This window comes from Martinezella rhizogenes (assembly GCF_007002745.1).
Lineage (GTDB): Bacteria > Pseudomonadota > Alphaproteobacteria > Rhizobiales > Rhizobiaceae > Agrobacterium > Agrobacterium cucumeris.
The window spans coordinates 109,711-123,054 of sequence record NZ_SGNY01000006.1; the positions used below are offsets into that span (position 1 = coordinate 109,711).

A 13,344-nucleotide genomic window follows, 5' to 3' on the forward strand; every position below is an offset into this window, starting at 1 on the left:
ATGGAGGGACTGAACCATGCAAGCTGAATTGTTAAGGGTCGACCAATCACGGTCACCCGAAGAGCGGCCGAGGCCCGATCGGTCGAGGAGCGATTGCCCCGTTTTACTGTCGCAGAGGCTGGTTTTACGCAAGCCTCACGAAGAAGACATCGACGCCCTTGCCCATCTTGCCAACAATGCCAATATCGCGACCATGGTGTCGCGTATGCCGCACCCTTACACGGCCAAAGACGCCGCGGATTTTGTGCGACGCTCCAAAGCTGGCGAGATTGGCAAGTGCGTCTATGCGATTACCCGCATGGACAATGGCGAGTTTCTGGGCTGCTGCGCGCTCGAACCCCAGGAAGACGAAAAGACGCTGGAGATCGGTTACTGGCTAGGCGAACCCTACTGGAACCGCGGCTATATGACGGAAGCGGCGCATGCGCTGATCGATATGGCCTTCCGCACGCGTGAAATCGACCAGATCGATGCCCGTTGCCGGGTCACTAACATCGCGTCGCGCCGCGTCATCCAGAAGTGCGGTTTCCAGTTCCAGGGGTCCGGCATGGTCGGCTCGCTGGCGCTTGGCGGCATGGTGCCGGTCGAATGGTACAGGCTGGACCGCAAGACCTGGGTGTCGCTGAAGAGCTGGGGGGACATGGGATGAGTGCGCTCGAACTGACCCGTCGCCGGGCTGCCACCACCGTGGCGCCGCCCGGCCCCTGCCCCGTCATCGAGACGCGGCGACTGGTGTTGCGGCCGCAGCGACTTTCCGATGCCGGCAGCATTGCGGAATCACTTGGCGATTTCGCCGTGACGAAGATGCTGGCCCGCGTTCCCGCGCCCTACCACAAGCAGGATGCGCTGGAATGGCTGGTGCTGCGTACCTCCGGTACACTGCCCGACTGGGATTTCGCCATCACCAGTGGTGACGATACCCTGATCGGCATCGTCTCGGTGGAGTTGCGGCATGGCGAGTGGCATCTCGGCTACTGGCTGAACCGCTTCTACTGGGGCAAGGGTTACATGACCGAGGCGGTTGCTGCCGTGGTCGAGCGGTTTTTCCGCCGCATGCCCGGGGTGATCCTTCATTCCGGCGTGTTTGCGGATAATCCCGCTTCGCTGCGTGTGCAGGAAAAACTCGGCTTCCGGGTGACCGGCTGCCATCAGATCTACGCCACGGCGCGGGCCGCGATGGTGGCGCATATCGATACGATGATCACGGCAGAGGATTTCATCCGGCCGCACCGCTGACAATCAAAACAAGGCCGGTTTACCCCAAACCGGCCTTGTCTCACGCAGGGGCTTGCCGCACGATAGTCTTTGACCTCGTGACGAAGCGCTTGTATTCGAAACGACGATATTTTTGTTTGACGCAATGCCATGATTGTTGCGTCCGCAAACCGATAGAACGGCAGTCCGATGAAATTTCTCGATGAAGCAAAAGTCTATATCAAGTCCGGTGATGGTGGTGCTGGCGCCGTTTCCTTCCGGCGTGAAAAATTCATCGAATTCGGTGGCCCTGATGGCGGTGACGGCGGACGCGGCGGTGACGTGTGGGTTGAGGTGGTCAATGGTCTCAACACGCTGATCGATTTCCGTTTCCAGCAGCATTTCAAGGCCTCGATCGGACAGCACGGCATGGGCAAGACCCGCACCGGCGCCAAGGGTTCTGATGTGGTGCTGAAAGTGCCGGTTGGCACCCAGATTTTCGAAGAAGACAACGAAACGCTGATCATGGACCTCACCAAGGAAGGTCAGCGTTTTCGTCTTGCCGCCGGCGGCAATGGCGGTTTCGGCAATGCCTACTTCAAGTCGTCCACCAATCAGGCGCCCACCCATGCCAACCCGGGTCTGGCTGGCGAAGAAAAGACAATCTGGCTGCGGCTTAAGCTGATTGCCGATGCCGGTCTCGTCGGTCTGCCAAACGCGGGTAAATCCACATTTCTTGCGACGGTGACGCGCGCGCGTCCGAAGATCGCCAATTATCCCTTCACCACCCTTCATCCGAATCTTGGCGTGGCGACCATCGATGGTCGTGAATTCGTACTGGCCGATATTCCGGGCCTGATTGAAGGTGCGCATGAGGGCGTTGGCATCGGCGACCGGTTCCTCGGCCACGTGGAGCGTACCCGAGTGCTTCTGCACCTCGTCTCCGCACAGGAAGAAAAAGTCGGCAAGGCCTATAAAACCGTGAAGGCCGAGCTGGATGCCTATGGTGGTGGGTTGACCGACAAGCCCGAAATCGTGGCGCTGTCACAGATCGACGTGCTTGATGAGAAAGAACTGAAGAAAAAGGCCAAGGAACTGGAAAAGGCCTGCGGTCGTCCGCCGCTTCTTCTGTCGGCTGCCGCGCATATCGGCATGACGGAAGCGCTGCGCGCCCTGCGCGATATCATCGTTTCGGCAAGCAATGGCGGCGATACCGCCCTTCCAGACCGGTCGATGCCGCATGAGAGCGAGGTCGAGGAAGAGGACGATCGCCTATGAGCCTGACGCGCAAGCCGCTGGCGAGCCACCACCGGATCGTCATCAAGATCGGGTCGGCGCTTCTGGTGGACCGTAAAACCGGCCTCAAGAAAGACTGGCTGGACGCGATCTGCGAGGACATTGCTGCGCTCAAGAAAAACGGCGCGGATGTTCAGGTCGTGTCTTCAGGCGCCATCGCGCTTGGCCGCACCGTTCTCGGCTTGCCCTCCGGTGCGTTGAAGCTGGAAGAGAGCCAGGCAGCGGCGGCTGTCGGCCAGATCGCACTGGCGCGGGCATGGTCGGAAAGCCTGTCGCGGCATGAGATCGTCGCGGGTCAGATTTTGCTGACGCTCTCCGATACCGAAGAGCGCCGCCGTTATCTCAATGCACGCGCCACCATCAACCAGTTGCTGAAGATCGGCGCCATCCCGATCATCAATGAGAATGATACCGTGGCGACCACCGAAATCCGTTATGGCGACAATGACCGTCTGGCCGCACGTGTGGCGACCATGACGGGTGCGGATCTGCTGGTGCTGCTGTCGGACATTGACGGACTTTATACTGCTCCGCCGCATCTCGATCCGGATGCGCAATTTCTCGAGACGATTGCAGACATCACCCCCGAAATCGAGGCCATGGCAGGTGGTGCGGCTTCCGAGCTTTCGCGCGGCGGCATGCGCACCAAGATCGATGCGGGCAAGATCGCGACCGCTGCCGGCTGCGGAATGATCATCGCCTCTGGCAAGACGCTCAACCCGCTGAAGGCGATCGAAAACGGCGCTCGTTCCTCATGGTTTGCGCCATCGGGTACGCCGGTGACGGCGCGCAAGACCTGGATTGCCGGACAATTGCAGCCGGCCGGCGAAATCCATGTGGATGCCGGCGCGGAAAAAGCCCTTTTTGCCGGCAAGAGCCTGCTTCCCGCGGGCGTAAGGGTAGTGAAGGGCAATTTCGGTCGCGGCGATGCAATCGCCATTATCGGTGTTGAAGGCCGGGAGGTCGCGCGCGGTCTTGCGGGTTATGATGCGGAAGAGGCGCGTCTCATCATCGGCCACAAGTCCAACGAGATCGAGGCGATCCTCGGTTATGTCGGCCGTGCGGCGATGATCCATCGCGACGATCTTGTGATGACGGGTGCCGCCGTCAAAGTGAAACATGCAAAAAAGGATGAGGTCCATGCCTGAACAGGCCGTGAAGCAGAGCCATGATATTGACGCGTTGATGATGACCATCGGCGCTCAGGCAAAAGCTGCTTCGCGACCGTTGTCCATCGCAGGGACGGATCAGAAGAACCGCGCGCTTCTTGCCATGGCATCCGCCATAGAGGCGTCGAGGGGTGTGATCCTTGCCGCCAACAAGAAAGATCTGGCGGCTGCGGACACTGCCGGGCTTGCCGCTTCCTTTATCGACAGGCTTACCCTCAACGAGGCGCGGATCGCCGGCATTGCCGAAGGCATTCGCTCGGTTGCTGCGCTGGCCGATCCGGTCGGCGAGGTCATTGCCGCCTGGGATCGCCCTAATGGGCTGAAGATCGAGCGCGTGCGTACGCCGCTCGGCGTCATCGGTGTTATCTACGAAAGCCGCCCCAATGTGACGGCGGATGCTGGCGCGCTCTGCCTCAAGGCCGGTAATGCCGTCATCCTGCGCGGCGGATCGGATTCGCAACATTCATCGCGTGCTATCCATGCCTGCCTTGTGGAAGGTTTGAAGATTGCCGGTCTGCCCGAACATTCCATCCAGCTGGTGCCGGTGACGGACCGCGCCGCCGTCGGCGCGCTTTTGGGTGGATTGAGCGGCACGGTCGATGTGATTGTGCCGCGCGGTGGCAAAAGCCTGGTTGCCCGGGTGCAATCGGAAGCGCGGGTGCCGGTTTTTGCGCATCTGGAAGGCATTTGCCATATCTATGTCGATGCCTCGGCCGATCTCGCTATGGCAAAGCGTATCGTCGTCAACGCCAAGATGCGCCGCACCGGCATTTGTGGTGCGGCCGAAACCCTGCTGGTGGATGCCGCCGCTGTTTCCACGCATCTGGCGCCGCTCGTCAATGACTTGATCGCAGCCGGTTGCGAAGTGCGCGGTTCGCAGGCGGTCCGTCATGTGGTCGAGGGTCTGAAGGCCGCGACGGAAGAGGACTGGCGCACCGAATATCTCGATGCGATCATTTCGGTCGCCGTGGTGGACGGTATTTCGGGTGCGATCGATCATATCGGCACCTATTCCTCCAACCATACCGAGGCGGTGATCGCCGAGGACCCTCACGTGGTCGAACGTTTCTTCAATGAACTCGATTCGGCCATTCTGCTGCACAACGCCTCGACGCAATTTGCCGATGGCGGCGAATTCGGCATGGGTGCGGAAATCGGCATAGCCACCGGAAAGATGCATGCGCGCGGCCCTGTCGGCGTCGAGCAGCTCACTTCGTTCAAATACCGTGTGCATGGCACCGGCCAGACACGGACCTGATATTTGCCGACTGAGAAGCGCCTGGACCGACGTTATCTCACCATGCCGCATGCGGAGCGCGGCATGGTTGTCGGGCTGTTCGGCGGCTCTTTTAATCCGCCGCATGCCGGCCATGCGCTGGTGGCCGAGATCGCACTGCGTCGGCTGGGTCTCGACCAGCTCTGGTGGATGGTCACGCCGGGTAATCCGCTGAAAAGCCGCTCCGAACTGGCGTCCCTTGAAAACCGTATCGTCGCCTGCGAAAAACTCGTGAGCGATCCGCGTATCAAGGTGACGGCATTCGAAAAATCGCTGGGCATCAGCTATACGGCCAATACGCTTGCCAAGGTGAAGGCGAGAAATCCGCATGTTCGCTTCATCTGGATCATGGGCGCCGACAATCTGAAAAGCTTTCATCGCTGGCAGAAGTGGCGCACGATTGCCGAGACTTTTCCTATTGCCGTGATCGACCGGCCCGGCTCCACCCTGTCTTACCTCTCCTCCACCATGGCTCAGGCCTTCAGCCAGGCGCGGATAGACGAGGATGATGCGGGGGTTTTATGGAAAAAGCGGGCTCCCGCCTGGGTCTTCATCCATGGTCCTCGTTCGACGCTCAGTTCCACGGCGCTGCGCAATAATCACAAATGATGTATGCGGCGGTCGTTGAAGGCTCCATATCTTGAAAAGTTAATGCTTTGATGCCACCTTTATAAAGTGACGCAGAGAATCGCGTCGCCCAGTATCTGTTTTGTCATTCTTGGAAAGGGAAAACCTCTGACAACAGTACACAGCAAGGGAAAAGCATTTGTTGCTATCCCGAAGGGCCAGGACAGTGGCGACGATGCCGCCGATCATGCCCTCGAAACCGTCCTCGCGAGCCTCGAGGACTCCAAGGCTGAAGATATCGTATCTCTCAACATTGCCGGAAAATCGGCGCTTGCTGACTACATGGTTGTAGTCTCCGGGCGATCGAATAGGCACGTTTCGGCGATTTGCGAGCATCTTCTCAAGGATATGAAGGATGAGGGGTTCGGCAACGCCCGCGTCGAAGGTCTGGAGATCGGAGACTGGGTACTGATTGATGCCGGCGATGTCATCGTTCATGTGTTCCGTCCGGAAATCCGCGCCTTCTACAACATTGAAAAAATGTGGGCGACGCCGGAAATGTCGGAAGAAACACTGCATTGATGCGGTGAGCCTTTGATCGAGTGCATCGTGTCTGCCGAAGGTCATCTCTGCCTTCGGCACGATGTCTCTGGCCGGAAATCGAACCGGCCGCATAGGAATCCGCATTCTATGCTGTTAAGAGCGTGACCCTGTTTGTCACGACAGTCACAGGTTTGCGATGCGGATTTCGATTTTTGCGGTGGGACGGCTTAAAACCGGCCCTGAAAAGGATCTTGCGACCCGTTATATCGAACGCCTCGCGAAGACCGGCCCGGCAATCGGGCTGGAGTTTTCGCGGGTGATCGAGGTCGCGGAAAGTCGGGCGTCGAATGCGGAGACGCGCAAGCGTGAAGAAGCGGCGATGCTTGAAAAACACCTGGCCGACGGTGCAGTGCTTGTGCTGCTCGACGAACGCGGCAAGGCGCTGGATAGTCCTGCATTTGCCACGTTTTTTGGCGACCTGCGCGATAGCGGCAAGCGGGACCTCATCATTGCCATTGGCGGGGCTGACGGTCTCGATCCCGCGCTTTACGACAGGGCGGCGGCCGTTCTCAATCTCGGCAAGCTCACATGGCCACACCAGATCGTTCGTATTCTGATCGCCGAACAGCTTTACCGCGCCGTCACAATCCTTTCCGGTCACCCGTATCATCGGGTTTGAGCGGGTTTAGGGTATAAAACTCGTCTCAATTTCAACATGAAGCTCCGCGAGACGAAAAGGCGCAGATGGCTTTGCCGTTGCCCTCTTTCAGGCCCCTTGGAAGATCGCAGCAAAATCTCTAGTATCAGCGCCTCTGCTTCGGCATCAAAGAAAGATCAAATGGACAAAAGGTCTCAACGAAAACAGCGCGCTGCCCTTGCGGGCGCGGTTATTGCTGCTTTCGTCATGGGGGCCGGTCCAGCCTATTCGCGGGACGAGGCGGGCGCGGTTCCGGCCGAGAATGGCGATTCATCGCCGGACGAGTTGCAGACACTGGAGAAGCGCCGTGACCAGAACCGCCAGGATCTGGAGGAACTGGTCGACAGCATCGGCCTTTCGGAGGACAAGACCCGCAATCTTGAGGAAAGCATCGCTTCCCTCAATCAGGACAGCGCCCGTATCCGGGAAGAGCTGATCGCATCTGCGGCGCGGCGCAAGGCACTGGAAACCAAGATCAGTGACGGTGAGGATCGCCTCGCCAAGCTTTCCGTTCGCGAAGACGGTGTCAAAGCGTCGTTACGTGAAAGGCGCGGCGTGCTGGCGGAAGTTCTGGCCGCATTGCAGCGCATGGGCAGAAACCCGCCGCCTGCCCTTCTCGTTTCGCCGGAGGATGCACTTGCTTCCGTGCGTAGTGCTATTCTTCTCGGTGCCGTCGTTCCGGGCATTCGTGGTGAAACCGACAAGCTGGTGTCCGCTCTCAAAGAATTGACTGATCTCAGGCAGGCAATCGCTCGCGAAAAGGACGATCTTACGGGTATGATGACGGCAAGTCTGGAAGAGGAAAAACGCCTCGACCTGCTGATTGCCGAAAATGACCGCAAGAACACCCAGACGGCGGCAGAGCTTGAGGCGGAACGCAAACGATCCGAGGAACTGGCAAGCAAAGCGACCAGTCTTGAAGGTCTGGTCAGTTCGCTTGAAGGCGAGATTACGTCAGTACGGGAAGCCATGGAAAAAGCGCGGGCTGAAGAGCAGCGCGTGGCACGTCTTTCGGAAGCCGAACGTGAAAAGGAGCGCGCTGCGGCTGCGGCTGGAATGCCTGATAAAAACCGCATTGCGCCCGCATATCCCTTCGCGAGTTTAAAGGGAAAACTGGAGGTTCCGGTCGCGGGCGAGGTGCTCAGGCGCTTTGGTGATGCTGACGGTACTGGCCATTTTTCCAAGGGAATTGTCGTTGCGAGCGGACCCGAAGCCATCGTGACGGCGCCTGCAGACGGCTTTGTGGTGTTTGCCGGAGATTTTCGCAGTTACGGCCGGATGATCATCCTCAACACGGGTGATGGATATCATGTGGTGATGACGGGCATGGACAATGTGAGGACACGGCAGGGAATGTTCGTGTTCTCCGGAGAGCCCATCGCCTCCATGGGTGCAAAAAGAGTAGCGAGTGCAGCAGCATTGGCGCTGGAAACCGACAGGCCAACGCTTTACATTGAGTTCAGGAAAGATGGTGTGCCGGTTGATTCCCAACCTTGGTGGACCGCAAAAAATACCGGAAGGGCGCACAATGATTCGTAAGGTTTCGCTTCTCCTTATCGGTGGGCTTATGGGCGCCACGGCGATGAGCGTGATTTATTCGGCGAGCATGCCGGCACAGGCGGCCGGGCCTTCGACCTACAAGGAGTTGTCGATATTCGGCGACGTGTTCGAGCGCGTGCGCGCACAATATGTGACGCCGCCGGATGACGAGAAGCTGGTGGAAAATGCCATTAACGGCATGCTCAGCTCGCTCGATCCGCATTCCAGCTTCATGAATGCCAAGGATGCCACCGACATGCGCACCCAGACCAAGGGTGAGTTCGGCGGTCTCGGCATCGAAGTGACCATGGAAAACGAACTGGTCAAGGTCATCTCGCCGATGGATGATACACCGGCTTCCCGTGCAGGTATTCTTGCTGGCGACTTCATTTCGGAAATTGACGGTACACCGGTTCGCGGCCTCAAGCTGGAGCAGGCTGTTGAAAAGATGCGCGGTGCGGTCAAGACGCCGATCAAGCTGACGGTCATCCGCCAGGGCGCTGACAAGCCGCTTGAAATCACCGTCGTGCGTGACATCATTGCCGTTCGTGCGGTCAAGTCTCGCGTCGAGGGTGACAATGTCGGTTATCTGCGTGTCATCTCCTTTACCGAGAAGACCTATGACGATCTCGAAAAGGCGATCAAGAAGATCAAGGCGGATGTGCCGGCCGACAAGCTGAAGGGTTACGTGCTTGACCTGCGCCTCAACCCGGGCGGTCTGCTTGATCAGGCGATCAATGTCTCCGACGCTTTCCTTGAGCGTGGCGAAGTCGTTTCGACTCGCGGCCGCAATCCGGATGAGACCCGCCGCTTCAATGCGACGGCAGGCGATCTGACCGACGGCAAGCCGGTGATCGTACTTGTCAACGGCGGTTCGGCTTCGGCCTCGGAAATCGTTGCCGGCGCCCTGCAGGATCTGCGTCGTGCTACCGTTGTCGGTACGCGCTCCTTCGGTAAGGGTTCGGTCCAGACGATCATCCCGCTCGGCGAAGCCGGTGCGCTGCGTCTGACCACGGCGCTTTATTACACGCCGTCGGGCAAATCCATCCAGGGCACGGGCATCGAACCCGATATCAAGGTGGAACAGCCGTTGCCGCCGGAATTGCAGGGCAAGGTGACCACCGAAGGTGAATCCGGTCTTTCCGGTCACATCAAGGGCCAGAGCGAAACGGATGAAGGTTCGGGCTCTTCCGCCTATGTTCCGCCGGAAGCCAAGGATGATATTCAGCTCAACTATGCGCTGGATCTGTTGCGCGGCAGCAAGACTGATCCGTCTTTCCCGCCGAACCCGGACAAGGCTGTGGTCAACAAGCAGTAAGATAGATGCGCCGGCCAGCCGGCGCATTTTTTCGATTGCTTAGAGCGGGTCGCGATTTCCAGATGCGCTGCCTTTGCTTTAAGTCCCTGTTTTTTCGCATGTCATCCTCGCAAACTGCCGCATAGTTTTCTGCGTGACATGCTTTGACCGTTTGGACGGACCGTTCATTGCCTTCGGACCTGCGAAAACCGCTTCTGGGTCGTCAGAAAAAAAGCGTCGGTATCAACCGGCGCTTTTCCGTCATTATGGTTTTGTCCGTGCTTGCGGTTTTCTCAATCGGCGGGCTCTCCGTCTATACCGCGCTCTCGCCAGGCAACCTGCAGAAGACAGGCCCCGGGCCGGATGTTCAGCCACAGCCGCCCCACAGCGCGCCTGAAACGGCGGTTACCGATGGGGCCGGTTCTGCTGAGACGGCCGGCCTGAAACCGGAAAGCGGTCGCTCTGGCGCCAATATCAACAGGGAAACCATGCCGGACGGCAATGTCGTATCGGTCTATTCTCCGAGACCCCGCGATGGCAATGGGCCGGTGCTGATGAGTGGCCAGACCTATGGTCAGGACCCGCGCATGGCCGCTCGTCCCAATGAAGAGTTGCTGGAAGAGTCCGCTTTCGGACCGCTGCCGGTCGTTGGCGCCGATGGCCTGCGGCCGATGGAGCAATATGCGCGGCCCTGGTCGGGCGCCCGTGGCACCCGGGTGGCAATTGTCGTCGGCGGCCTTGGCCTCAGCCAGACGGGTTCGCAAAAGGCGATCCGGGATCTCCCGCCGGAGGTGACGCTTGGTTTTGCCGCAAGCGGCAACAGCCTGCAGCGCTGGATGCAGGAAGGGCGCCGAGAGGGCCATGAAATCCTTCTGCAGATACCGCTGGAGCCTTTCGGTTATCCCGGCACCAACCCAGGGCCGGACACGCTGCTGGCCGGCGATCCTGCGAAGGTCAACATCGACCGGCTGCATCGCTCCATGGCGAAAATCACAAATTATACTGGCATCATGAACTATCTTGGCGGGCGCTTCCTCGCGGAACAGGCGGCGCTGGAGCCGGTGATGCGCGATATCGGCAAGCGCGGGCTGCTGTTTCTGGATGATGCTTCATCGGCACAGTCGTTGAGCGGCGGGATTGCCAAGGCGATCTCCGCCCCGCAGGGTTTTGCCGATGTTCTGCTCGATGGCGAAGTGACTGAAAGCGCCATCCTGCGCAAGCTGGATGAGCTTGAGCGAATTGCGCGCCGCAACGGCCAGGCGATCGGTGTCGCTTCGGCTTTCGACGAAAGCATTGCCGCCATCTCCAAATGGTCGCGGGAAGCGGGCGGGCGGGGTATCGAGATCGTTGGCATTTCTGCGCTTGTTTCGCAGCCGGCGGGGCAGTAAACCTTCTGCGCGGCCATTTCATGCGCTTTTGCGGCGCTCAGCAATGCGGGTTTCCCATGACAATCAAAGCAGAAGATTTGCCTTACCGCCCCTGCGCGGGAATAATGGTTCTCAACGCCGAAGGCCTTGTCTGGGCCGGCCGGCGCATCAGTGAAGGCAATTCCGAATATGACGGCTCACCGCAATTGTGGCAGATGCCGCAGGGCGGCATCGATGATGGCGAGCGGCCTTTGACGGCCGCCATTCGTGAACTTTATGAAGAGACCGGAATGAAGACGGTGACTCTGCTTGCGGAAGCGAGTGACTGGATCAACTACGATCTGCCGCCCGAACTGATCGGTATCGGTTTAAGGGGCAAATATCGTGGGCAGGCGCAGCGCTGGTTCGCTTTCCGTTTCGAAGGCGATGAAAGTGAAATCCAGATTGACCCGCCGCCGACGGGCCACACGGCCGAATTTGATGCCTGGGGCTGGAAGCCGATGGAGAGCCTTCCGGAATTGATCGTGCCGTTCAAGCGCGCGGTCTACGAGCAGGTGGTGGCAGAGTTCCGGCACCTCTCCGGCAAATAAATAAAAAGGCGGCCATGGGCCGCCTTTTCCTTGTCCAGTGTCGAAAGCTTATTCCGCTTCGTTGGCGGAATCGGCGTTGAGCTGACCATATTTTTCCACACCGATCTTGCCGAGCAGATCGAGCTGGGTTTCGAGGAAGTCGATATGGCCTTCTTCGTCGATCAGCAGGGCTTCAAACAGCTTCATGGAGACGTAGTCTCCGGCCTCGGAACAGATGTCACGCGACTTCTTGTAGGAGGTGCGTGCGTCGTATTCGCCCGCCAGGTCGGCTTCCAGCACTTCCTTGACGTTCTGGCCGATGCGCAGCGGGGCCAGCGTCTGAAGGTTGGGATGGCCTTCAAGGAAGATGATACGATCGATGATCTTGTCGGCGTGCTGCATCTCTTCGATGGATTCAGCGCGCTCCTTCTTTGCGAGCTTTGTGTAGCCCCAGTCGTTCAGCAGCCGGTAATGAAGCCAATACTGGTTCACTGCACCGAGTTCGAGAAAAAGGGCCTCGTTAAGCCGCTCGATGACTTTTTTGTCGCCTTTCAATGTCCGCTCTCCTGTTCTCTTCATGGAATCGCTTCAGGCGGGACATAAAATCAAAAACATCGGCCTCAGTCGAGTGGCGACGGGCGTGATATTCTTCGGTGGTCTTGATGATCAGATCGACAACGGTCGGGAAACAGCCACAACAGCGGCCACGTTTTTCCATGGCGTGATACACTTTGGCGGGAACGATCAGCTGCCAACAGTCCTCGTCGAGGAGTTCGTTGATGACGTCCCGGATATCGTGATCGGTGATGTAATTGCAGCTGCAAACCAGCATGATGGACTGCCTGTATGACGCAACACGTTGTTTTCGTTCTTAAACCAAAACAGGACACCAAATGTCAAGAAAAACCTCCTTTTGAATCGGAGTGGAATTTCTAGAGTCATTCTAAACTATACAAAAACTGTCGTATTTTCATTGGTTTAGCGAATGGCGCTTTCCAGTGTTTCGTGCTCAAGTTTTTGTGCGCGGCAAAATTACGGAAGTAATTATCACGAAAAGTTTACTGACTTGGCTGTCGCCGAAGTGAAGGGTGGCCGATCTCAGGCGAAATATTGCCCGCCATTGGCCGTCATGGTGGAGCCAGTGATGAAGCCGGCCTCGTCGGAAGCCAGAAACAGGACGCAGCGGGCGATTTCTTCCGGTTCGCCCAGCCGCCCGACCGGAATTTGCGGGACGATCCGTTCGGCAAGCACTTTTTCCGGTATCGCTCTCACCATCTCGGTACCGATATAGCCGGGGCAGATGGCGTTGACGGTGATGTTGCGGCTGGCGCCTTCCTGGGCGAGCGCCTTGGTGAAGCCGATATCGCCCGCCTTGGAAGCGGAATAGTTGGCTTGCCCCGCCTGACCCTTCTGACCGTTGATCGAGGAAATATTGACGATGCGGCCGAAACCGCGATCGCGCATACCCGGCCAGACGGGGTGCGTCATGTTGAAGACGCCGGTGAGGTTGGTGTCGATCACCTCGCGCCATTGCTGCGGCGACATCTTGTGAAACATCGCATCGCGGGTGATGCCGGCGTTGTTGACGAGAACCTCGACGGGACCGAAGGTCTCTTCCACCTTTGCAATGCCGTCTACGCAGGCGTCATAGTCGCGAACGTCCCACTGAAAAGCAGGGATGCCGGTTTCTTTCTGAAAGGCTTCCGCCCTGTCGGTCGTGAAAGCGTAATTGACGGCGACCCGGTAGCCGGCCGCCTGCAAGGCGCGGGCAATCGCGGCACCTATGCCGCTTGTCCCGCCGGAAATCAACGCAACCCGGCTCATATCGGC

15 protein-coding genes are annotated in these 13,344 nt (G+C 58.6%); 12 read left to right on the top strand and 3 right to left on the bottom strand.

Annotated elements, in window-relative coordinates:
* The first annotated feature begins 16 nt into the window (after positions 1 to 16).
* From EXN68_RS18025 to EXN68_RS18080, 12 genes are all read left to right on the top strand, one after another.
* Positions 17 to 649 carry a GNAT family N-acetyltransferase gene (locus EXN68_RS18025; RefSeq protein ID WP_003505256.1) on the top strand — a complete coding sequence of 211 codons (633 nt, stop codon included), beginning with the start codon at positions 17 to 19 and terminating at the stop codon, positions 647 to 649.
* Positions 646 to 1,236 carry a GNAT family N-acetyltransferase gene (locus tag EXN68_RS18030; protein ID WP_142842172.1) on the top strand — a complete coding sequence of 197 codons (591 nt, stop codon included), beginning with the start codon at positions 646 to 648 and terminating at the stop codon, positions 1,234 to 1,236. Before EXN68_RS18025 ends, EXN68_RS18030 begins: the two co-directional genes overlap by 4 nt.
* A gap of 168 nt (positions 1,237 to 1,404) precedes the next feature.
* On the top strand, positions 1,405 to 2,472 hold the full coding sequence (gene obgE / locus EXN68_RS18035) for a GTPase ObgE (RefSeq protein WP_006310970.1): 1,068 nt from the start codon (positions 1,405 to 1,407) through the stop codon (positions 2,470 to 2,472).
* Positions 2,469 to 3,638, top strand: coding sequence for a glutamate 5-kinase (gene proB / locus EXN68_RS18040; protein ID WP_142842173.1), 1,170 nt, complete (start codon positions 2,469 to 2,471; stop codon positions 3,636 to 3,638). Before obgE ends, proB begins: the two co-directional genes overlap by 4 nt.
* On the top strand, positions 3,631 to 4,917 hold the full coding sequence (locus EXN68_RS18045; RefSeq protein WP_161991380.1) for a glutamate-5-semialdehyde dehydrogenase: 1,287 nt from the start codon (positions 3,631 to 3,633) through the stop codon (positions 4,915 to 4,917). The genes proB and EXN68_RS18045 overlap by 8 nt, the downstream gene beginning before the upstream one ends.
* 3 nt (positions 4,918 to 4,920) lie before the next feature.
* Positions 4,921 to 5,544 (top strand): nicotinate-nucleotide adenylyltransferase, encoded by a 624-nt coding sequence (locus tag EXN68_RS18050; protein ID WP_161991381.1) that lies wholly within the window; start codon positions 4,921 to 4,923, stop codon positions 5,542 to 5,544.
* 66 nt (positions 5,545 to 5,610) lie between these two features.
* Positions 5,611 to 6,084, top strand: coding sequence for a ribosome silencing factor (rsfS, locus tag EXN68_RS18055; protein WP_237681429.1), 474 nt, complete (start codon positions 5,611 to 5,613; stop codon positions 6,082 to 6,084).
* 157 nt (positions 6,085 to 6,241) lie between these two features.
* Positions 6,242 to 6,724, top strand: coding sequence for a 23S rRNA (pseudouridine(1915)-N(3))-methyltransferase RlmH (rlmH, locus tag EXN68_RS18060; RefSeq protein ID WP_142842174.1), 483 nt, complete (start codon positions 6,242 to 6,244; stop codon positions 6,722 to 6,724).
* 159 nt (positions 6,725 to 6,883) lie between these two features.
* Positions 6,884 to 8,281 carry a murein hydrolase activator EnvC family protein gene (locus tag EXN68_RS18065; protein WP_142842175.1) on the top strand — a complete coding sequence of 466 codons (1,398 nt, stop codon included), beginning with the start codon at positions 6,884 to 6,886 and terminating at the stop codon, positions 8,279 to 8,281.
* On the top strand, positions 8,271 to 9,599 hold the full coding sequence (locus tag EXN68_RS18070; protein WP_142842176.1) for a S41 family peptidase: 1,329 nt from the start codon (positions 8,271 to 8,273) through the stop codon (positions 9,597 to 9,599). Before EXN68_RS18065 ends, EXN68_RS18070 begins: the two co-directional genes overlap by 11 nt.
* 167 nt (positions 9,600 to 9,766) lie before the next feature.
* Positions 9,767 to 10,966 (top strand): divergent polysaccharide deacetylase family protein, encoded by a 1,200-nt coding sequence (locus EXN68_RS18075; RefSeq protein ID WP_142842177.1) that lies wholly within the window; start codon positions 9,767 to 9,769, stop codon positions 10,964 to 10,966.
* Positions 10,967 to 11,022: 56 nt separating this feature from the next.
* Positions 11,023 to 11,535, top strand: coding sequence for an RNA pyrophosphohydrolase (locus tag EXN68_RS18080; protein ID WP_142842178.1), 513 nt, complete (start codon positions 11,023 to 11,025; stop codon positions 11,533 to 11,535).
* Positions 11,536 to 11,583: 48 nt separating this feature from the next.
* Here EXN68_RS18080 and bfr read toward each other — a convergent pair whose 3' ends face one another.
* From bfr to phbB, 3 genes are all read right to left on the bottom strand, one after another.
* Positions 11,584 to 12,069 carry a bacterioferritin gene (gene bfr, locus EXN68_RS18085; protein WP_046799648.1) on the bottom strand — a complete coding sequence of 162 codons (486 nt, stop codon included), beginning with the start codon at positions 12,067 to 12,069 and terminating at the stop codon, positions 11,584 to 11,586.
* Positions 12,035 to 12,346 (bottom strand): (2Fe-2S)-binding protein, encoded by a 312-nt coding sequence (locus tag EXN68_RS18090; protein ID WP_080600126.1) that lies wholly within the window; start codon positions 12,344 to 12,346, stop codon positions 12,035 to 12,037. The genes bfr and EXN68_RS18090 overlap by 35 nt, the downstream gene beginning before the upstream one ends.
* Positions 12,347 to 12,612: 266 nt before the next feature.
* Positions 12,613 to 13,338: an acetoacetyl-CoA reductase gene (phbB, locus tag EXN68_RS18095; RefSeq protein WP_142842179.1), complete on the bottom strand. Its 726-nt coding sequence runs from the start codon at positions 13,336 to 13,338 to the stop codon at positions 12,613 to 12,615.
* Positions 13,339 to 13,344 lie beyond the last annotated feature (6 nt).

Bases quoted from the DNA above. Each gene is read 5' to 3' on its own strand.
- EXN68_RS18045 (WP_161991380.1), top strand. From the start codon at position 3,631: ATGCCTGAACAGGCCGTGAAGCAGAGCCATGATATTGACGCGTTGATG.
- EXN68_RS18070 (WP_142842176.1), top strand. From the start codon at position 8,271: ATGATTCGTAAGGTTTCGCTTCTCCTTATCGGTGGGCTTATGGGCGCC.
- obgE (WP_006310970.1), top strand. From the start codon at position 1,405: ATGAAATTTCTCGATGAAGCAAAAGTCTATATCAAGTCCGGTGATGGT.
- EXN68_RS18030 (WP_142842172.1), top strand. From the start codon at position 646: ATGAGTGCGCTCGAACTGACCCGTCGCCGGGCTGCCACCACCGTGGCG.
- EXN68_RS18080 (WP_142842178.1), top strand. From the start codon at position 11,023: ATGACAATCAAAGCAGAAGATTTGCCTTACCGCCCCTGCGCGGGAATA.
- EXN68_RS18025 (WP_003505256.1), top strand. From the start codon at position 17: ATGCAAGCTGAATTGTTAAGGGTCGACCAATCACGGTCACCCGAAGAG.
- proB (WP_142842173.1), top strand. From the start codon at position 2,469: ATGAGCCTGACGCGCAAGCCGCTGGCGAGCCACCACCGGATCGTCATC.
- EXN68_RS18090 (WP_080600126.1), bottom strand. From the start codon at position 12,346: ATGCTGGTTTGCAGCTGCAATTACATCACCGATCACGATATCCGGGAC.
- EXN68_RS18065 (WP_142842175.1), top strand. From the start codon at position 6,884: ATGGACAAAAGGTCTCAACGAAAACAGCGCGCTGCCCTTGCGGGCGCG.
- rlmH (WP_142842174.1), top strand. From the start codon at position 6,242: ATGCGGATTTCGATTTTTGCGGTGGGACGGCTTAAAACCGGCCCTGAA.
- phbB (WP_142842179.1), bottom strand. From the start codon at position 13,338: ATGAGCCGGGTTGCGTTGATTTCCGGCGGGACAAGCGGCATAGGTGCC.